Here is a 19264-nt window from a genome sequence, read left to right on the forward strand (position 1 = left end):
TTAAAGGGATTTTTCGAATTGAAACGGCTTATTTTACTCGATGAGCGAACACTACGTCCGGTATCCGCTTAAGATTTCCAAGAATTTCCTTTAGCTGATCCAGATGCTCTACTTCGATCATGAATCGCGCCATTAGAGTGTCTTTCTGAACGGTGGAAGCTCCCGCTTCCAAAATATTCGTCTGGGTTCCCGAAATGCTTTTAACCATTTCTAAGTAGATTCCTTGACGATCCCTGGCCTTAACTTCGACTCTTACAGGAACCGGTTCGGTTTGTCCATAATCCCAATCGACGGATATGATTCGAAGTTGCTCTTCTTCCCTCTGTTTCAATGCCACGCTGCAATTTTTCTTGTGAACGGAAACCCCGCGCCCTCTCGTAACAAATCCGATAATTTGGTCCCCCGGCAAAGGAGAACAGCAGCCGGAAAGGCGCACGGGAATATCCCTTAATCCTGCGACGAGGACCCGGCCTTCGCCTGAATGGCCTTGCTTTTGATTCTTATCGTGCGAAGGCTTTCTCTTCAGCTCTTCCAGGACCTCCGCATTGAGGGTAAGTTCTGCGGCAGATTCGGCCCCATGTTCCAGATCTTTGCGACTCTCCTCGCGAAGCTTCCGGAAGTAGGCTCGAAGTTTTTGTCGAGCGGAAGTAGTTCTAACGATTCTAAGCCAAATCGGCGAAGGTTTTGATCGTTTATCAACTACAACCTCCACTTGGTCCCCGCTACGTAACTCCGTTCGTAAGGGAATCATTCTATTATTTATTTTAGCTCCCTTACAATGGAGACCAACGTCAGTATGAATTCTAAATGCAAAGTCGAGCACAGTCGCGCCCTTCGGAAGCTGAATGATCTCGCCCTTCGGAGTAAAAACGAACACTTCGTCTTCATGAAGATCATATTTTAACTCTTCCAGGAATTCTTTCGGATCCAATGCAGAATCCTGCCAGGATTGAAGGACCTCCAACCATTTTACGGTTAGATGCCGTTCGTTAGCATGGGTCTTACCTTCTTTGTACACCCAATGTGCCGCGATTCCGAATTCGGCGATTGCGTTCATCTCCGCAGTTCGAATTTGAACCTCGAGAGGTTTCCCGTCGGGACCGATCACGGTCGTATGCAAGGATTGATACATATTCGTCTTAGGAGTCGCTATGTAGTCTTTGAACCTTCCCGGAACAGGAGTCCAAAGAGTATGCACAATTCCTAAAACTCCATAGCAATCCTTGATTTCGTCCGTAATTATCCGAATCGCTCTCAAATCGAAGATTTCGTCGAAGGTTTTCTCCTTCGTTTTCATTTTTCTATAAATGGAGAAGAAATGTTTCGCTCTTCCGTCGACTTGCGCGTTGATATTTATTTCCGCCAAACGTTGCTTTAGAATAATTTGAAGTTTATCAATATACTCTTCTCGCTCGGATTTCTTTACATTGATTCTTTTTTTTATATCCTGGTATTCTTCCGGATAAATGACCTGAAAAGCGAGGTCTTCCAGCTCCGACTTAACTTTATAAATACCTAATCTTCCCGCGATAGGCGCGTAAAGTGAAAGAGTTTCGTTAGCAATCCTGCGTTGTTTTTCGGGCGGCTGAAAGGAAAGAGTCCTCATATTATGCGTTTTGTCCGCAAGCTTGATCAGTATGACTCGAATATCTTGAATCGTAGCGATGATGATTTTACGGATATTTTCGGCAGCCTCCGTTTCTCGAGATTGGCTCTTGATCTCCGAAATTTTCGTGACGCCTTCCACAAGTTGGGTGATTTCGGTGCCAAAGTCCGAGACCATATTTTCCCGGGTATATTTCGTATCTTCTATAACATCGTGAAGAATTCCGGCGGAAATTACTTTTTCGTCCAATCCCAGCTCGTAAAGAATATAGCCTACCTGCAACGGATGCACGATATAAGGCTCTCCGGATAGACGAAACTGCCCCTGGTGTGCATCTTCGGAAATCTTATATGCTTTTTCCACGAGTTCCAGAGACTCCGGTCCGAGACGATCTCGGACTCCTTCTAAAAGCATTTCTTTGGTTGCGGGAGCTTTCACAAATCCCATCAATAATCCGTCCGTATATCTAAGCCGAGGTCGAGGAATCGTGTGGTGTGAGTTAAGTATCCCATACTGACGCCGACACCTGAAAATTTCGATAATGCTTCCAACTTCTCAGGAGTGATTCGTCCGGAACATTCTATCCTTATCGAAGGATTCGTTTTTTTTATCGTTTCGAGTGCCTTTTTCGTATCTTCCAGACTGAAATTGTCCAACATAAGTACGTCTGGACTTGCCTGCAAAGCGTCTTCCAATTGCGAGAGCGAGTCGATTTCTAGTTCTACGAGTCTGCCCGGGTATCTGTCTCGAATTCTTTTTACAGGAATGGATGCATGTTCGAATAATGCGAGATGATTGTCCTTAATCATTGCCATTTCGGATAGGTCAAGTCTATGATTTGATCCTCCTCCGCAGTAAACCGCATATTTAGCAAGTTTCCGATATCCCGGTAAGGTCTTTCTAGTATCCAAAATCATCAAGCCGTTCGATCCGTAGCGATCTACGACTTTCCTTGTTTCGGTGGATATTCCCGATAAATACTGCAAAAAATTCAGTAGTATTCGTTCCACTCGCAATAATAATATCAAACTTCCGTTAAGTTCGGCGATCTTATCTCCCTTACGGAAACGATCTCCGTCTTTAAAGAAAAATATGGATTCCAAACTTTCACCGGAAAGTCGATTGAGAGCTTCGATTACGCCGCTTCCGCATAGAATTCCATCTTCGCGAGCATTCAAATTAGCGAATGCTTTTTGTTCCGGCTGAAAAAGGGAAACCGAGGTTATATCTTCGTCAGGACAGTCTTCCTCCCAAGCCATTTTGGCCAAAGGAAAGTAATCCTCCGAAACGACTTCGGAAATAGGCTTTGTGTAAGCCCTTTTCACAACGACTCCATCTAAATAGAAGTCTTACTTGCTTATAGAAGGGATCAAGCGGAATTCCTCGGGAATTCCCGTTAGAAAAAGAAAAGCCCGGATCCAATACCGGGCCGGGCTATTCCATCAAGGAATCGAAATAGGAGTTGCTAAAACCTAGGACTATTTTCCTGTATCAGGCTTTTTTTCTTCACCGCTAGAAGATGGGGTATGTCCTTCCGTATTGGATGGATTTGTATTTTGCCCTTCTGAAGGTTGATGCTCGTCATGCGGAGGAGCGCTTTGCTCTTCGGGAGGGTTATGCTGTTCCGGTGGAGCCTGTTCTTCGGGCGGTGCCTGTTGGTGCTCCGGAGCGGGAGCATGCTGATCTGCCGCAGGCGCTTGTTGCTGCCCTGGAGCATGTTGCTCTTCCGCCTGAGGCTGAGGATTTTGAGAATGATCTTCCTCGGAATGCTCTTCTTCTGCATCAGGTTTCGGTGTTGTGGTGCTCTCGGACTTTTTCTTTTCATCCGTTACTGCTTCCACTTCATCACTACCTGAATGCTTTTTCTTAGCTTTCTTAGGATCGAATTTCGTAGATCCCTTTCTCGGAGGAATCAAAAGCACTTGTTTAGGATAGATCAGGCTTGGATTCTTGATCTTTCCTTTGTTTGCATCATAAATTCTTTTCCAGAGTCGTCCAGTACCATAGTGCTGTTTGTATGACGCAATTCTCCAGAGGCAGTCAGCAGGAACTCTTTTTCTAACCACATACCTCTTCCATCCTTCCGGAAGTTCACCGGAACTTGCCGAAGCCTTTCCGCTCGTACCGGTCGTTTTGGTCTTCGTATGTGTCGTTTTACCCTCTGCGCCATCGACTGTCGCATTTCTATCTTCTTCGCCAGTTCCGGTACGTCCGGCAACGGAAGCGCCTGATTTAATCCGCTCTGCAATATCATCTGACTGATCAACGACAATTCTAGAAAGTCGAATCGCTTCCTCGGAGCGACTGATCGAATCTTCGTATTTTTCCGAAGAAAAGAAATCTTCCGCAGCTACTAAGGATTCATCGGCGGCCTTTAAATTTTCATCGGCTCTTTGGTAAGAGGTTTGAATATCTTTGCTAGAAGTTACTTTAGTTTGATCGATTCCGGCAAGTTTATCTTTTGCCTTAGCGATACTATCCTTAGCTTCTTCCTTTTTCTTGGCGGCGTAGGATTGAATATTCTTTGCTACGAGTTCATTCGACTTTTTACGAAGGTCTTCTACTTCGGAATATCCTTCTTTGATTTTGCCTTCGTCGATTTTCGACTTAGTTGCGTTCAGTCGTTGTCTGGTCTGTCCCACTTCGGGATCCTGGCCGCCCGCATAACGATCTGCATCGTCCAGATTCTTTTCGATATCGGATAGAGAATCGATCAGTTGCTGCTTTTGAGAGAGGGCTAAAGCTTTTGCATCCTGAGCGGATTTTTTAGAATCCAGATACTTTTTATTGCTTTGCTCGTATTGCTCGAATGCGGCTAAACGAGTCTTTAATTTAGCGTCATCTCCGGATTCTTTTGGATAGGATTCTAAGGCCCGATCCGCATTATCGCGAAGAGTATCACCTTCTTTACGAAGTTCTACCGCATTTGTATACGGTTCTGCGGCAAGTTGCGACGCGAAAGCTTCCTCGGCCTCGTCGATCGCGGCCGTAGCTTGTTTTTTGGATTCTTCGGTTAACGATGGAAATGATTTTTCCTGCGCATCCAAAGCTTTTGCTCTGGCATACACCGCACTTTTCTTCGTTTCGCCTAAGTCCTCGTTGGAGGCCTTTTCGTGAGCCGTAAAAAGGCTCTTGCGAGCCTCCTCGTATTCACCAGGCGCGTATTTTTCTGCACCGGATTCCTTGGCTCGAGTGATCGCTGATTTCGCTTCTGCAAGCTCTCTAACGGGGAGCTCAGCACCGCAAGCGACCAAAACGCCGAGGATCCCTAGTATTAGTAGGAATCGGAAAGATGTAGCTCGAAAGGATTTCATTTGTTTTGCACCAGCCTGGAATCGGTTTTCTCTATCGTAGCTTATTTAAAAGCACCGACAGCGTCAGCTTCATTATCAAAAATCTCAAAGAAGGACGTAAGCTTAGTGAGCTCAAATACCTTTCGCACAGACCCCGCGACGTTAATGATTTTTAATCCTCCCTGATATTTCTTTAGGTTAGAGAGGCTGGAAATCAATGCGCCAATTCCGGATGAGTCGATGTAGGAGACTTTTTCCAAGTTGATGATTGTATAATATTTCTGCTCTTCGATGAGCTTAGCGATGACATCTTTTATTTCAGGGGCGTTATACAAATCGATTTCGCCATTAATGTCCAGAATTACGATGTTACCGCTTTCCCTTCTGGTGATTTCCATAAAAAATCAGCAACTCCTTATTATCTCTTTTTGAACCAACCTACTATAGGGGGGCCAAACTCTATATAGTCAACGAGAAATTTCCGGTCTTTCATACAAATTTTTCCATTTAGCGGAAAACCGATCAAATTTTCCTTCTTTAATGGATCGCCGAAGCTCGAACATAAACTTCTTCATAAAACTCAGATTATGGAACGTACTCAGAGAGAAAGCGGTCAGCTCTTTTACGTGGTGAAGATGCCTAAGATATCCGACACTATATCTCTTACAGACTCTACATTCACATTCCGAATCTAGAGGTTCGTCGGAAAACTTCCACTTCTCGTTTCTCAAGTTAATTTTTCCCTTCGAAGTGAATACTTGTCCGTTTCTTGCGTTGCGTGTGGGTAGAACACAATCGAACATATCGACTCCGTTCCTCACTCCGTCCAAAATGTCCGGAACCGTACCGACTCCCATGAGATAAAGAGGTCGATTTCGATCTACATGAGGGGCGATTCCTTCCAAAGTTCGAATGAAATCAGGTCGAGGCTCTCCCACAGAGAGGCCGCCGAGCGCAATTCCGGAGAATGGAAGCCCGTTTAAGTAGGAAAGACTTTCCAACCGGAGCTCCACGTTCGTACCACCTTGGACAATTCCGAACAAATGTTGTCCGTTTTTATCCTTTTCCCAGTAACGCACTGCCGTTTCCGCCCAACGATGTGTCCGATCCAAGGATTCTTTGATCCGAGCGACACTTGCCTCTCCGGGAGGGCAATCGTCTAACACCATCATAATGTCGGAACCGATCGTCCGCTGAATATCCACGACCTTCTCGGGAGTAAAGAAATGGGAGCTGCCGTCTATATGGGAACGAAAGGCAACCCCGTCCGTTTCGAATTTAAAAAGGGAATTTAAACTAAAAACTTGAAAGCCCCCGCTATCGGTCAATAAGGCTTTCTTATACGATATGAAATTCTTGAGTCCTCCGAAGCTTTGGAGAACCTCCGTCCCCGGCCGTAAATACAAGTGGTACGTATTTCCGAGGATCAGTTCGAATCCTAGTTCGTCGATATCGTCAGAATCCAGAGATTTAATCGCTCCTCTGGTTCCCACGGGCATGAATACGGGAGTCGGGATCTCTATGCCGTTTAAGGCGAGAGTCCCGGTGCGAGCAAAGGATTGTGGGTCTCGAGTTTCTTCCCGAAAGATCATTTCTTCCGAGGACAATTGGGATCTAAGCAACTTCCGTAGATATTCAAGCTATGTCCTGTGATTTTGAAACCGTTTCCGAGAGCGGCCTGCTCCTGGAGCTGTTCGATCCTTTCGTCCACAAATTCGACGATTCGACCGCAATCTACACAAATAATATGATCGTGATGAGTGTGACCGATGATATGTTCGTAGTACTTATAATCCTGTCCAAAATTATGTTCTTGGAGAAGTTTCGCTTCCACCATAATCGATAGAATCCGATAAATGGTCGCCTTGGAAATTTTATCTCTCTGGTCTTTGAATTCTTCCAGGAGGCTTTCCGCGGTAAAATGGTTGTGAAGAGAGAAAATTCTCTCGGCAACCAGCATCCGCTGGTTTGTGATTTTTAATCCTTTCTTTTGAAGATAATCAGAAAAGGTTTTCATCTCCATGCGAACGGATTCGTCTACGGTCTTAAGAATTTCGGCTTCCTTATCCTTATTCATCTTTTATCAGATCAATGTTTATCTAACAGTTCATTTCTTGGGTTCGGGCGTGCGAGTCACTCCCGATTCTTTCCCGTATTAGATCAGATATCGAATATCGGGCAATCCAAAAATCAAAGGTGCAAGGCTTCCGTCCGAATTGTTGGACAGAGAAAGTAGAAGGCCTGCCTTTCCCGAAAGTTTCGGAAGACCGTTTTTCCGGGAGATTTCCGAGCAATCACTCGTCAATCTTTCCGGAAATCGAATAGTACCAAGCTCTCTCTAATTCTTCGGAAATTCGGACGGAGAGAATGCGCAAAGCTCTAGTTTGGGCCTGAGCTTCCGTTTCGATATAGCCGACTTGGTCGGAATAAATCACCCTCGCAGGAATTTCGGACCTCTCCAATGGGATTCGTTCTCCACCTGCTTTTTGAAGTTCCACCTTGCATATAATCAACATTTCACGACTGAGTAATTGCCCGCCTTGATCCAGCAAGGCGCCCACTTGTTGATAGTGGGAAATTTCTCCGTAAATGCGGTACGCCGCGAGGGATTTTTCCCGCGTTTGGATAAACCTTCCGCGATTATTTATTTCCTGTTTTACTAAATCGGAAAGTTGGGTATGCAATCCGATCCCGTACGAATTATTTCTGAAATTCTGAATGTAGACCGTCCTTTGGGAATCAGGAATTGGAATACCGTTTATTTTCGGAGGATTTCCAGGTTCTCGGGCAAAGTAAGCACAACTATTCAAAACGATCCCGAAAATCGGGATCAGTAAAAGAAGACGCATATCTTTCAGGCTGATGGTTTCCCTTTCTAGGGCAAGGAAATTCTATGATTCCTGCTTTACATTTCAGCCGAACGGCCGCTGAATTCGCACATGGGGAGAACCTTTCGTTTATTTCCAAGTACGGATCTCGTTTTATTTCTTTTCGTTTTGGGAACGCTTCTCGTACCGTTGCGCGCTTCTTTTGGAGTGGAAACCGCGCCTAAAATTTCCTCCTTAATATCCGGCCCGAAGAAAACACTCACCTCGGCTCCACCGATTTGGCAGGAACTCACTTCGGATACGCTCGCCGATCTAGGAAATATGCGGTTTCCGATGGAGCTCGAAACTCCGATTTCCGGTTCATACGCGGAGTATAGAGTTCACCATCTTCATATGGGTTGCGATTTTAAAACGTTTCATGCAAACGGCCTTGCTGCATCGGCCCCGTTTTCAGGATACGTAGATTCGATCGGACAATCCGCGAAAGGATACGGGCTCAATCTAGTACTGAAATCCTCCACTTCTCCATTAAAGGCAAAATTCGCTCACTTATTGGATTTTAGCGGAGTTCGAAAGGACCTAGAACTTTTGAGGGAGGCCCTGGCTCTTTTGAGCGGCGGAGAATTCCATGTAAAGTTTTCGAATCCAAGTTTCGTAGCAAATAAAGGAGACGCGTTCGCAAGATTGGGAGAATCGGGAACGGGGGTCAGTCATTTACATTTCGAACTTCATCTTCCCGGAGGCACTCTCAATCCTCTTCCGTTTCTCCCGATGAGAGGAAGGGATACGACTCCTCCCGAATTGCTTCTGTTATACGTGGATTCTGACGATGGAACTCAGCTAAGATTCCCTTTGCTAAAAAAAGGGGAAGGCATATTTGAAATCTCGCCGGAAACGACATTGTCTTTGAATGGAGGTGTTCGTTTTCGATTAGGCGCATATGACCTGATGACTTCTCGAAATAAGAATAATTTATTTTTTGTGGGTCTTTATAACGGGCAAATTCCTTTATATGAACGATCGTTTCGCGGGATGAGTTATGAAGAAGCGCGTTCCCATCAGGATATCTTCGATTCCAATCGATCTTCTTTAAATCCTGCCGTCTATGTATATAATTTGTTTCCAGCCAAGGCCCCCAGTATTTCCTTAAACTCCTTTCCGATCGGAACCAATCTAATCATCACATTAAAAGCGGCGGACCATGCCGGGAATCGATCCCAAATCTCGATTCCTATCGCGGTAAGTCCGCCCACAAAGCAAAGGACATCCGGGACGAAAACCGACTTCACATCTAAAGACGGGAATCTCAAAATAAAAACTCCCGTCAAAACCACTTACGGAGCCGGAAAACTTTTCTTTGAGAGGGTGGAAGCGCCTGAGGAAATCGCGCCTCTCCCGGACGGACTGATCTTGAAAGGAAGCGCTTATGAGTTGGAGTCCACAGATCTGTCTTGGGTGGGAGAAGCCGAACTCAACTGGAAAGGACTTAGATTGGGAAGAAAAGAAAGTGTCTATTTATATGACAAAGGCACTAAGCGTTGGTCGGCTCTCAAACAGAAAGGTGCCGTGAGCTATCTCTCCAAGCTAGGCATTTTAGCCGTGTTGGAAGATAACGCCAAACCTACCGTAACTCAACCCTTCCTAATAACTAGACATAGAAGAATTGCAAGCGCCAGAGAGCCGGATTGGGAGGAACGAGTCTATGTTCTAAGCGACGTAGGTTCCGGATATGCCGGAGGAGCCGAAGTCTTATTAGAAGGGGAATCTTATCCGAGCGAATTCGACAACGATCGAAAAATGTTGATTCTGAAAATTCCCAAATCCTTATCCAATTGGAAAAAAAAGCTGCTTATTCAGATCAGAATCAAGGATCGATCCGGAAATATCTCGGATTGGTTTACTGACCTAATCCGATTTGAAACTTAATAAACGAAGTATCTAAAAAAAGGGACCATAAACGGTCCCTTTTCCGAATTCAGACCGAGAGAGTCTTCTTCAGCTTTCTTGATTCTGCAGAGAGAAGCGGTTGATATCCAAAACTTTAAATTTAGTTTCCGCACCGCCCAGATTAAGCGCCGCAGTATCACCGATTCGTTTACCTAATAAGGATTTAGCTAAAGGAGACTGATAAGAAATGATATTCTTTTCGGTATCCGCGTCCCAAGCCCCTAAGATGGAATAAGTTTGGTTTTCTTCGGTCGACTCGTTCTTAAGTTTAACCGTAGTTCCGATATTGATCCTGTCCGTTTTCACATTGGAAAGATCCAATACGACTGCGGTTTTCAACTCCGATTCCAACTTTTTGATTTGTGCCTGTAGCTGAACCTGACGCTCCATAGCGGCCTTGTATTCCGCGTTCTCGCGCAAGTCGCCTCGTTCCTGAGCTTCCCCGATGTCCCTCGAGTTTTCCAACATTTCCACGTTTACTAGATGCTCGAAATCGGCTTTTTTCTGATTCAATGCCCACCGAGTGACGAGCACCGCGTTTTCCGGAATGTGAGAAAGAACGTCGTCTTCTTCATCGTCTTCTTCCTCTTCTTCCCAAACCAAATCGGGTTTCAGAGATTGAATCAAACTCATCAGTTTATCTTTGTCGGTTTCCTCGATATACGGAACTTCTCGATACAATGCGTATACTTTACGGATGTATTCCGAATCCCCGTTTTGAATCGCTTCGGAAATCACTTCCGCGTCGTTTCCGAAAAGAATTTCATGACAGGTATTCTTGAGCTTGGTTCCTTTTTCCTCGATTTTATTCAGAGGCTTTAAAAGGCGGAGAACTCTCAAAATCAAATCCTGACGGGAGACATTCATCCATTCCTCGTCCCAAGTGCGCCAGAGAATGGATTTTGCCACCCAAAGAAACACTTCCGGATTTTCTTTCGCGCGGCTTGCAGCCGTTTCGATGAATAAGTTCAGCTCGGCGAATTTTTTATCGTCTTCCAGAACGGAAACGACGTATTTATTATTCTTAACCGGAACCTCGAAAAGCAATCCGACAAGAACATTCACCCAATCTTTATGGAATTTCTTCACGATATCCACAAAAGACTTTTTGATATCTAGGTTGGTGATTCGGGAAGAAATCTCCAAAAGCTCTTCTCTGTTAAGAGTTTTAATCAGTTGAGCTACTTCGTCTTCCTTCTGATGACGTTGGAAATCGTAAGGAGTTCCGTCTTCACCTTCCATCGTGGAAGCGACTTCCTCTAAATATAAAAACGCAACGATCTTGCGGAATGGTTCGTTGGATTCCTCTTCCTCGTAATAATGATGCGCGAAAGTATCGATCGCTCCTTCCGCTTCTTCTTTGTTTCGAAGAGCTTCGATTGCAATATCCAGTTTTTTAGATAGGTCGGAAGTTGCGCTGAATTTTTCGGTGAGTTCTTCAGCGAAGGTAATCGGTTTTTCACGATACCAAAGCTCGTCCTTTTTCTTAGGATTAAAGCCTAGCTTCGGTTCCTTCTTGATGATATTTTTGGCCTTGTTCCACCATTTGGACCACTCCGCCACGGGTAGAAATTTGCCGACCACTTCGTTCTTGATCTCTGCGACCAACATGTGACCGTCGAAAGAAGTTAATAATTCCTTAAAGAAGCCGGGAATATCTTTTTCGAATAACTCGACTACCGATTCTTTATTCTCGTAGAATTTCACCCAAATATGATCCACCTTTAGCGGTTTAAGGCTGGTGATTGCCATTTGAATGGAAAGCTTATGATTCTTTTTATCCTTGAAATCGACGAAGATAGAGTCGCCGTTAGGAGATATCGAAACGATTTTGCCGACCCCCCAGTTTCTATGGAGTACGTAGTTATCCGTATCGAAAACGATGTTTCTTTCGAAATTGGAAATACAAACCTTAACCGGTTTTCTGTTATTTCCCAATTCGGACATCTTGAGGAAGTCTTCTAAAAGGCTATGGTTGGCATATTTCAGTTTATAAACGCGAATCAACTCGTTACGAGCCTTATTGGATACAGGCTCATGGTCTAAAATCTTCTTTAAAAGATAGATCACTCGATCCCAATCTTCTACCGCTTTATGAGGATCGACCAACGGATATAAATATCCTGCCAGACGGGTTTTTTCCCTATGACCGAGCAGTATTCTTTCGATTTTTTCTACGAACTGGATATCGTCGTAGTTATTGGATACGAAAATCGGCCAAATTTCCTCGAATTGAACGTAATCCTTGGTTTTTGCAAACGTTTCTATGGCTTGCTTTAAATAGGTAATAGCTCGTTCTCTATTTTCTTCGAGAATGGCTAATCCGTATTTTTTTGCGATTTCCGGATTCTTACGATCCTGCTTCGCAAGTTTTTCCAGAACCGGCTTTAATTCCTTATTTTTCTTGAGCTTTTCCAACGCTTCCGCTTTGAATCGGAGAGCGTAACGATCTTCACCATATTTTAGAATATTATCCGTTATATGTTCGATTATCGTCCATTTACTAGATTGTTTAAATGCGTCTAAAAGATTCTTAAAATAAGAGGCGGCATCGATGCTCCCCTTCTGAAGTCCTAAAATTCCCAGTAAATATCTTGCGGAAATACTTTCAGGATGCTCGGCGAGATGCTCTTCTAATTTCGCTTTTGCAGCTTCCGTAACTCCGGATGCCCCGAAAGACTCTATAAGATCATCGTAGATTTTAAATTTGGACGCAGGGATGGAGTTGGCGTCCGAGCGGACGTAAATCTCCTCGTTAAAGAGCGAGGTAAGCTTGTCCAAATCGCTGGCAGGCTTGGTTTCCGCGGTTGTCGCAGTTTCGTTAGACATAGGAAATACTCCACCGAATGGGGTCGGCTCGAAAAATAATCTGGATGGGCTCGGTTTATATCTTTTGGCCCTTTCTAGATCAATTATAACGGAGAACACTTATCCGTAAACTAGAATTTCCCTAGCGGGAAATGGGCGCAAGCTAGGCTAAGCCTGGAATACTCCAAGCTTTTTAGAAAGATGGTTTGCCTACCTTTCTTGGTCTTTTTTTCTGTTTCGACCCAAAAAATAGAACGATCTTTTGCACCTGATTTGGCTCTAGATCGGCGGCGGCTCTTGTTTCGGAAACTCGATTACCAAGGATGCCTTATTTACTCAACCCTTTTTAACAAAATTTTTTCGGAAAAACTTCAAATAAAGGAAAGGGAAAAGAAAACGCGGAAGCTCTTTCGAGACATTCCGCGTTTGTGTGTCGGGAGACCCCCGTGCGTTGGAATTGAATCCTACGGTTTGTTATTCTGTGCAGTTCCGCCTTCGCATTCCTTATCGGCTTTCACTTTCAACATTTTATCCAGTTTACGTTTTGAACGACAATCCTCTCCGTCGAAATCGATCGAAGCGCCGTCAAAATGCACTTCGAACACATCCGATAGAACGCGAAGTTCGTCGAAGAAGAGATAAACCGTTTCACCGCTCGTATCCGGACGAGAACGGATCTTGAATTGCTTGAATACTAACGTCTTAACTTGCGGATATGAATTTACATCCTGCGGAACCGCGACCGGAATCTCAAAAGTCAGAGGTCTCCAGCCGATGAAGTCCAAAGATCCGAATTGGAAAATATGAGAATCTCCCTTCCAGTCTTCTAACCAGCCTTCCAAATCGTATTCGTTTCCACGACCGCAAACCCAAATGGAGACCGCTTTTGCAACTCCAGGGAATTCCACGCCGTAGATTTTGAATTCTTTTCGTTTATTATTCGCATCCAAATAAGCCATTTTCCGGACTATCTCGTATTCCGGAGTCTTTGGAGGACGAATTGTAACCGAATTATCGCCCGGATACGTAAATGCGAATTTAACGCCTAAAACTTTAGATGTGGTGGCGTCTACGTTCTTGATATCGCCGGGTTTCCCGGGCAAAAGTTTCACTTCGCGTAACGACTGCGCATTCGAAGCGGTCGGTTGGTATTGTTGCGCTGCCTGGCCCTGGGGAACCTGCGTATCCTTGTCGGTAGTGACTTCCCAGCCGTACGGAACTCCGTTGGCAGGATTGTCCCAGGATTCGACTGTGATGGAACGTAATTCCATACTGCTTACGTCCATCCCGGTAGGGGTTTCGATTCCCCCCTTCTTTTTCTTGATGAACTGGGCGCTCACACTACCCAGTAGAAGGACTGCGCAAATTCCGAACGTAATCGTTGCGGTCGCTTTAAAAGTTTTACTGAAGTTTCTCATGAGTAAATCCCTACAGGAAGATTACCAGTTGTCTTTGATCTCGGAACCGGGGTACTTCGTATCCGATTTATCGGCACGAACTTCCAAATCATCAACGTAAAAGTAGAATGATCCCCCTACTTCATGAACATCGCTGGTGACGAATAAGGACACGAACCTTAGGTTCTTATCCAGAAGTGCAAAACGGGTGCTTTGAGGAACGAAACCCGGAACCGTAGCGGTCAGTTTTCTCCAACCGAAATAATCCAAACGGCCCAAACGGATATTATGGGTTTTACCCTTATAATCTCTCAGCTTTACAAAGAGAGTATGTCTGAACTTACGTCCCAAGCTCCAAAGGGAAACCTGGCGTGCTTTTCCCTTGATCACGTATTCATGAGGCGGAAATACTTCCACTCTATCGAATCCGCGATCGTTGAAATAGGTCTTGATTCCTAAAATATGATTCTTGTCTATTTGATCGCCGCCGTTATCCGGAATAGTATTCTCATCAAATACGTCTCGGATGAGGCCTCGTTGGACCATTTTCAGGGTTTTCGTTTCACCCAGCGGAGTAGTGGCTCTAGCCCTCCAGTCCTCAGCTTCCTCGAAGTTTTCGAGAATGATCTTCTCGAGGGGATCCGGAGCTCCCGCCTGTTGGTTTTGGCCTTGATTCTGGTTTCCCCCGGTCTGCTGCCCGGAAGTTCCGGTCAGGGCCAAGAAAAAGAGAACTGTGGCGAGAAGGTACATCTTTTTCCCCATGAGAAATTCTCCTAAAAGATTTAGTGCAATCCTAACTAATTCTGAGCCGGAGGGAAATCCATTTCTTCAAGCGTTCCGTCCTCAATGAGGCCTTGGAACTTTCGAAGAACTTCGATCATTCTGCCAACTCCTTCGGCTGGAATGAAAATCGAAGACTTTTTACTATTGGACCACTCGGAAACTTTTAGATAGTATCCGTTCTCGTTCCGCTTTAGGTCCACCAGAAACTTTTTACTCTGAGTGGCTACCTTTTCGGTAAGAATTTCGGGGTCCAAATAAAATTCTCCTTCCCGTCTCTGTGTATAAATATCGGTAGCCTAAGTTCCAAAATTAGCCAACTAAAAAGTTTTTTAAGCCTTTCTATAAAAAATCCGCAAGATTCCTCTCTTCCTCCCCTTTTTTGGCCAAATGTTACATAAACCGGCCGATTTTCCCGGCAAATTAAGAATTTATATTGTCCGCCCTAATTCAGGGATTCGATTCCTTGTTTCTTCTTCTCCAAACAATCACCCCGACTACCCAAAGGTAATTAAGCATGATCAATCCTGACATACCGTATAGACCGGTTCGAACCAAGGCCGCCTCCGGATCCGAGAGCGGCAAAAGAATTCTAGGTTTTGGAGAAATTCGAAGGTGATGGATCTTACCCGACTCTTCAACTGCCTCCATGTAATAGGGAAACAGGGCGGAGGTGGATAAGGACTCCCCTACTCCCGTATTTTGTGTATCCCAATCGCAAAGCGAATCGGCTAAGTTCGGGCAGGCGGCCCAAGTTTGAACCGGATCTCCCTCTTTCCAAGCCGAAGAAACCCACGGAACTACATGAAAATAAAGAGGTTTTTGGATAGCGCCGGGGGCTTTGGGCGCCACTATAGAAGTTTTTTTTGCCTGGTATTTATATAGAAATCGGGCGTTGGAAAATCGAAAAATTCTGACTCCCGGAAATTCCGATAGTGCATCCGGCCCGGTCGAGTTCTGATAATGCAGTCCTAAAAAATATCCAAAAGAGTGACTCAAATACAGAGTCGATAAAGGTCCGGATAGAAATCCTAAAAATAGGGCAAAAAAAACCGCATTTCCGTAAATCTTCGTCAGCTTTAATGCCGCAAAAAATAGGGGTAAAAAAAGCAAAATGAGCAGGGCAATCGCGGATACGATCGATCCAAAAATACCGATCGGCAAAAAAACGGCAGCCATCCCGTTTACGAACAGCAAGCCCAATCCTAATAATCGCCAGGGGGGTTCGGGCTTAGGCCGATGGTTCTTATCCCATGTTTTAACGAGTCCGACAATCATTCGAATATCGTTCCTTCGGATCACCCGGATCCTAGAAATCGGATATCTATTCTACGACAACACTGGAAGAAAATCCATCCCAGATTTTCTTAGCTTCCGTCTCATATTTCTCCGGAAAAGATAGGGTAAACAATAATCCCCTCCTTCCTCGAAGATAGAATTTTTCCAAAATAACCATCTTGGTTCGCCTGCCGTCGGGGGTGGTCGCAGTAAAGGTCGTTCTGTAAATATTGTCTTCTTTCTTTCGAAGATAATTCCATTCGTGCATGGTTCTTACATTGATTCCGCGAAGTGCATCCCAAAGCATGTAATAATTTTTAGCATCGAACGCTAGCGGATGAAAGTGTAGGGAAGTTCCGATCGAAAAGAGAATGCGATCAGGGCGAAAAAACAAAAGTCCTTCGCTGCTTTTTCTGTATTCTCCTTCCCAATTTTTTGGAAGCGCTTCCGTTGGAAGATTTCTATAGAAGCGATGCACCTGCCATCGTAGATCGGAATCCTCTCCGGAAAATTCCCGATCCTCGTCCGGAAACAAATATTGTAAGTTCGGATCCAAATCCAAAGAATACGCGTAATCCGTACTTCGCAATCGAAGACTCCCGGAATGCAAACAGCCGAACGGATCGGTTAATCGGGATATTTCCTTTTCTTTATGCGAGTAAAAATCCAGGTACTGACCCAGTAGAGAGGCGGCTTTTCTACTACTCTCAGTCGTTAATTTCCCGTATTCCAGGTTATAACAGACCCCCATTCCCTTTAATAAACGAATTGCGGCGTAAGGACTCGCGTGCTTGCGCAAAGACTCGGCCTCGCTATAATGCAAATCCAATTCTTCCGTTTTGGGAAAAACCTCTTTCCAATCCCTATCCATAACGAACTCTACTCGCCCGTCTTTGTAAAATCGATAATTCCTAGCTCTTGAATCGGTTTTCCAAACGTAATGCGCACTGAGCCGGAAAGCGCTCTGTAATTTATTATGAAGAAGCTCCTCTTTTTTTTCCTGATCCGCAAACCAGGGTTGTCGGAGTAAAGGATCGATTTCCCCTTCCTGAGCCGTAGAAGTCCAAGAAACTATAGAAACCGCAAGCAAGAAGAAGCTTCCGGAAACACGACGGAGATTCACCGGAACAATCCCTCAAGCTCCGAAAGAGATTTGATGCCGACTAGTATCAAGTCAGGAATCGTTTCGATCTCAGCAAGATTTCCTTCGGGAATATAAACGGTTTCCATTCCTATTCCCTTTAATTCCTTTAAGCGAAGAGAAATTTGTCCGACTGACCGAACCTCTCCGGAAAGTCCGACTTCCCCTAGGACCGCAGCCCTTGATTTTACGGGCCTTTCGGTATAGCTGGATAAAATGGATGCGCAGATAGCGAGATCGAGAGCCGGTTCGTCGACTTGTAGACCGCCTGCTAAATTTCCGAAGATATCGCATTCGGAAAGTTTATGACCTAGATATTTTTCGATCACTGCGGCTAAAAGAATGACGCGTCTCGTATCGGGGCCTTCCGCCATCCGTCTTGCTTGGGAATAATTCGTTCGACTCACGAGCGCCTGAACTTCCACGCTCAATGCGCGGCTCCCTTCTAGGACCGCACTGATCACGGATCCGCTTTTCCCTTCCGTTAAGGAACTGATAAAGACATGATGTCGATCCTTCACTTCCCGAAGACCGGTCCCTAACATTTCGAATACGGCCAAATCTCCGACAGACCCGAAACGATTTTTTACGGCTCGCAAGAGTCTGAAATAATTCAGACGATCTCCCTCGAAATAGAGTACCGTATCCACCAAATGTTCCAAAATTTTGGGTCCTGCGATCGTACCGTCTTTAGTGATATGTCCCGTCATTATGATCGGGATTCCGGTTCGCTTAGCAGTTTCTAATAATACTTGTGTGCATTCGCGTAACTGAGTGACTGTCCCGGCCTGATTAGGTAAGGCTTCGCGAGTCAAAGTTTGGATGGAATCCACGAAAACCAAATCCGGCTCCGTGTCCTCGATCATTGCGGATACGTTTTCCGCGTATGTTTCGGAGGAAAGCAGAAGGTTCGAGGAAAGTACGGACATTCTTGCGGCTCTTAATCCCACTTGAGAAGCGGATTCCTCCCCGGAGATATACAAAAGTTTCCGGCCTTGTTCGGACAATTTCCTGCTGATTTCTAAAATCAGAGTGGATTTCCCTACACCTGGCTCGCCGCCGATCAAGACTAGGCTTCCCGGAACAAGTCCGCCCCCCAGTACCAAATCCAATTCGGATAATCCCGTAAGAATCCGCTCAGTATCTTCCGAAGGAACGGAGGTTATCGGAATCGGATGTTTGTAAGCGGCGTTCTTTCGCAATGTCTGAGAAGAAGAGGAAAAACGATCCCCGCCCGACTCCTCCAGGATAGTATTCCACTTTCCGCAAGAATCGCATTTCCCGGCCCATCGCGGGTAATCTTGTCCGCAGGACTGGCAGAAAAAAAGTTTTATCGCTTTCTTCTTCAATGTTCGAATAAATTCTCCATTTCCAACCAATCCAATTGGTTAAAGACGGGCAGACAGGCAAAGCATTCTTGCGCGAGATCCAAGCGACCTTCTCTTAACAAAATTTGAGTTAATTTCTGCTCCAAGGAAATGAGAAAAAGCACGTCTCCGGAAGCGTAATCGATCTGATCTTTGGTCAAGATCTTGGCTCCCCAATCGGAAGATTGATTCTTTTTATCCAAGATTTCGTCGAAAAATTCCCGAATGATATCCTTGAGTCCGTGTCTATCTGTATATGTCCTCGCTAACTTAGAGGCGATCTTCGTGCAAAAAATACCTTTCGTCCCTATACCGAGTCGGTAACGCAAAAATAACGTATCCATTCTTGCAAAATGAAATACCTTAATAATATCCGAATTTTCGAATAAACGCTTTAGGCGCGGAGCCTCTTTTTGCTCCGGAAGAATCTGCACTAAACTGACTCGATTGCGCGAGTCGCATATTTGAACCACGCATAATCTGTCTCGACGAGGATTCAGTCCCATCATTTCACAATCCACCGCGAGACGGTCGTCGGTTAGATATTCGTTCAATCTCTCTTCGGAGAGATCTCCGGGAAACAGGTCCGGTTTTACAGGGGGACGATTAGATGCCATAAAACCAAACTTACGGCGTATCCCGCCTAAAGCCAGTAAAGTTCGCGGCAAGATAAACCTCCTCTCCGTGGAAAATTTCCGTTTGAAAATCCTTGGATCGGTTCATAAAAGATCGTGGCGGAATCCTGTTTTTTTCCTTTTCTGCTGCCGGATTTAGGAAACTATCGTCCATGTTTTTGTCGGTCACCGGTCTTTTGCCAAA

At 45.0% G+C, this 19264-nt stretch carries 16 protein-coding genes; 1 reads left to right on the forward strand and 15 read right to left on the reverse strand.

Annotated features, from left to right (window positions below; translation table 11 throughout):
- Window positions 1–28: 28 nt before the first annotated feature.
- The 7 genes from LEP1GSC050_RS06750 to lptE all read right to left on the reverse strand — a co-directional run bounded on the left by LEP1GSC050_RS06750 (window position 29) and on the right by lptE (window position 7748).
- Window positions 29–2053, reverse strand: a complete 2025-nt coding sequence (locus tag LEP1GSC050_RS06750) for a RelA/SpoT family protein (protein WP_010570486.1) — start codon at window positions 2051–2053, stop codon at window positions 29–31.
- The gene (nadC, locus tag LEP1GSC050_RS06755) at window positions 2053–2931 is read right to left on the reverse strand and encodes a carboxylating nicotinate-nucleotide diphosphorylase (RefSeq protein WP_010570487.1); all 879 of its coding nucleotides are present in this window, start codon (window positions 2929–2931) and stop codon (window positions 2053–2055) included. The genes LEP1GSC050_RS06750 and nadC overlap by 1 nt, the downstream gene beginning before the upstream one ends.
- Before the next feature lie 153 nt (window positions 2932–3084).
- Complete coding sequence (locus tag LEP1GSC050_RS06760) at window positions 3085–4920, reverse strand: lipoprotein LipL71 (RefSeq protein WP_010570488.1); 1836 nt, start codon at window positions 4918–4920, stop codon at window positions 3085–3087.
- A gap of 41 nt (window positions 4921–4961) precedes the next feature.
- Entirely contained in the window at window positions 4962–5297 is a 336-nt protein-coding gene (locus LEP1GSC050_RS06765) for an STAS domain-containing protein (protein ID WP_010411985.1), read from the reverse strand.
- Window positions 5298–5366: 69 nt separating this feature from the next.
- Window positions 5367–6491 carry a tRNA guanosine(34) transglycosylase Tgt gene (tgt, locus tag LEP1GSC050_RS06770; RefSeq protein WP_020987546.1) on the reverse strand — a complete coding sequence of 375 codons (1125 nt, stop codon included), beginning with the start codon at window positions 6489–6491 and terminating at the stop codon, window positions 5367–5369.
- A complete protein-coding gene (locus tag LEP1GSC050_RS06775) occupies window positions 6488–6976 on the reverse strand; it encodes a Fur family transcriptional regulator (protein ID WP_010411990.1) in 489 nt (162 codons plus the stop codon). The genes tgt and LEP1GSC050_RS06775 overlap by 4 nt, the downstream gene beginning before the upstream one ends.
- A 217-nt stretch (window positions 6977–7193) precedes the next feature.
- Window positions 7194–7748, reverse strand: coding sequence for an LPS assembly lipoprotein LptE (lptE, locus tag LEP1GSC050_RS06780; RefSeq protein ID WP_010570490.1), 555 nt, complete (start codon window positions 7746–7748; stop codon window positions 7194–7196).
- A 90-nt stretch (window positions 7749–7838) separates the two neighbouring features.
- On the opposite strand from lptE, the gene LEP1GSC050_RS06785 reads away from it, so the two are divergent.
- Window positions 7839–9653: a M23 family metallopeptidase gene (locus tag LEP1GSC050_RS06785; protein ID WP_010570491.1), complete on the forward strand. Its 1815-nt coding sequence runs from the start codon at window positions 7839–7841 to the stop codon at window positions 9651–9653.
- A gap of 69 nt (window positions 9654–9722) precedes the next feature.
- Here the strand turns inward: LEP1GSC050_RS06785 and greA are convergent, their stop codons facing one another.
- From greA to LEP1GSC050_RS06825, 8 genes are all read right to left on the reverse strand, one after another.
- Window positions 9723–12503 (reverse strand): transcription elongation factor GreA, encoded by a 2781-nt coding sequence (gene greA / locus LEP1GSC050_RS06790; RefSeq protein ID WP_020987772.1) that lies wholly within the window; start codon window positions 12501–12503, stop codon window positions 9723–9725.
- Between the two features lie 443 nt (window positions 12504–12946).
- Entirely contained in the window at window positions 12947–13900 is a 954-nt protein-coding gene (gene flaA1, locus LEP1GSC050_RS06795; RefSeq protein ID WP_010570493.1) for a flagellar filament outer layer protein FlaA1, read from the reverse strand.
- A 21-nt stretch (window positions 13901–13921) separates the two neighbouring features.
- Entirely contained in the window at window positions 13922–14641 is a 720-nt protein-coding gene (gene flaA2 / locus LEP1GSC050_RS06800) for a flagellar filament outer layer protein FlaA2 (protein WP_010570494.1), read from the reverse strand.
- 35 nt (window positions 14642–14676) lie between these two features.
- Window positions 14677–14916 (reverse strand): DNA-binding protein, encoded by a 240-nt coding sequence (locus tag LEP1GSC050_RS06805; RefSeq protein ID WP_010570495.1) that lies wholly within the window; start codon window positions 14914–14916, stop codon window positions 14677–14679.
- Between the two features lie 193 nt (window positions 14917–15109).
- Window positions 15110–15937 carry a hypothetical protein gene (locus LEP1GSC050_RS06810; protein WP_010570496.1) on the reverse strand — a complete coding sequence of 276 codons (828 nt, stop codon included), beginning with the start codon at window positions 15935–15937 and terminating at the stop codon, window positions 15110–15112.
- A 46-nt stretch (window positions 15938–15983) separates the two neighbouring features.
- Window positions 15984–17060, reverse strand: a complete 1077-nt coding sequence (locus tag LEP1GSC050_RS06815; RefSeq protein ID WP_040911211.1) for an LIC10775 family protein — start codon at window positions 17058–17060, stop codon at window positions 15984–15986.
- Window positions 17057–18427, reverse strand: coding sequence for a DNA repair protein RadA (gene radA / locus LEP1GSC050_RS06820; protein ID WP_010570499.1), 1371 nt, complete (start codon window positions 18425–18427; stop codon window positions 17057–17059). Before radA ends, LEP1GSC050_RS06815 begins: the two co-directional genes overlap by 4 nt.
- Window positions 18424–19062 (reverse strand): ribonuclease D, encoded by a 639-nt coding sequence (locus LEP1GSC050_RS06825; protein ID WP_010570500.1) that lies wholly within the window; start codon window positions 19060–19062, stop codon window positions 18424–18426. Before LEP1GSC050_RS06825 ends, radA begins: the two co-directional genes overlap by 4 nt.
- Window positions 19063–19264 lie beyond the last annotated feature (202 nt).

Source organism: Leptospira broomii serovar Hurstbridge str. 5399 (assembly GCF_000243715.2).
Classification (GTDB): domain Bacteria; phylum Spirochaetota; class Leptospiria; order Leptospirales; family Leptospiraceae; genus Leptospira_B; species Leptospira_B broomii.

Bases quoted from the DNA above. Each gene is read 5' to 3' on its own strand.
- LEP1GSC050_RS06750 (WP_010570486.1), bottom strand. From the start codon at position 2,053: ATGGGATTTGTGAAAGCTCCCGCAACCAAAGAAATGCTTTTAGAAGGA.
- greA (WP_020987772.1), bottom strand. From the start codon at position 12,503: ATGTCTAACGAAACTGCGACAACCGCGGAAACCAAGCCTGCCAGCGAT.
- LEP1GSC050_RS06765 (WP_010411985.1), bottom strand. From the start codon at position 5,297: ATGGAAATCACCAGAAGGGAAAGCGGTAACATCGTAATTCTGGACATT.
- LEP1GSC050_RS06810 (WP_010570496.1), bottom strand. From the start codon at position 15,937: ATGATTGTCGGACTCGTTAAAACATGGGATAAGAACCATCGGCCTAAG.
- LEP1GSC050_RS06785 (WP_010570491.1), top strand. From the start codon at position 7,839: ATGGGGAGAACCTTTCGTTTATTTCCAAGTACGGATCTCGTTTTATTT.
- tgt (WP_020987546.1), bottom strand. From the start codon at position 6,491: ATGATCTTTCGGGAAGAAACTCGAGACCCACAATCCTTTGCTCGCACC.
- LEP1GSC050_RS06825 (WP_010570500.1), bottom strand. From the start codon at position 19,062: ATGGCATCTAATCGTCCCCCTGTAAAACCGGACCTGTTTCCCGGAGAT.
- LEP1GSC050_RS06775 (WP_010411990.1), bottom strand. From the start codon at position 6,976: ATGAATAAGGATAAGGAAGCCGAAATTCTTAAGACCGTAGACGAATCC.
- lptE (WP_010570490.1), bottom strand. From the start codon at position 7,748: ATGCGTCTTCTTTTACTGATCCCGATTTTCGGGATCGTTTTGAATAGT.
- flaA2 (WP_010570494.1), bottom strand. From the start codon at position 14,641: ATGGGGAAAAAGATGTACCTTCTCGCCACAGTTCTCTTTTTCTTGGCC.
- LEP1GSC050_RS06760 (WP_010570488.1), bottom strand. From the start codon at position 4,920: ATGAAATCCTTTCGAGCTACATCTTTCCGATTCCTACTAATACTAGGG.
- flaA1 (WP_010570493.1), bottom strand. From the start codon at position 13,900: ATGAGAAACTTCAGTAAAACTTTTAAAGCGACCGCAACGATTACGTTC.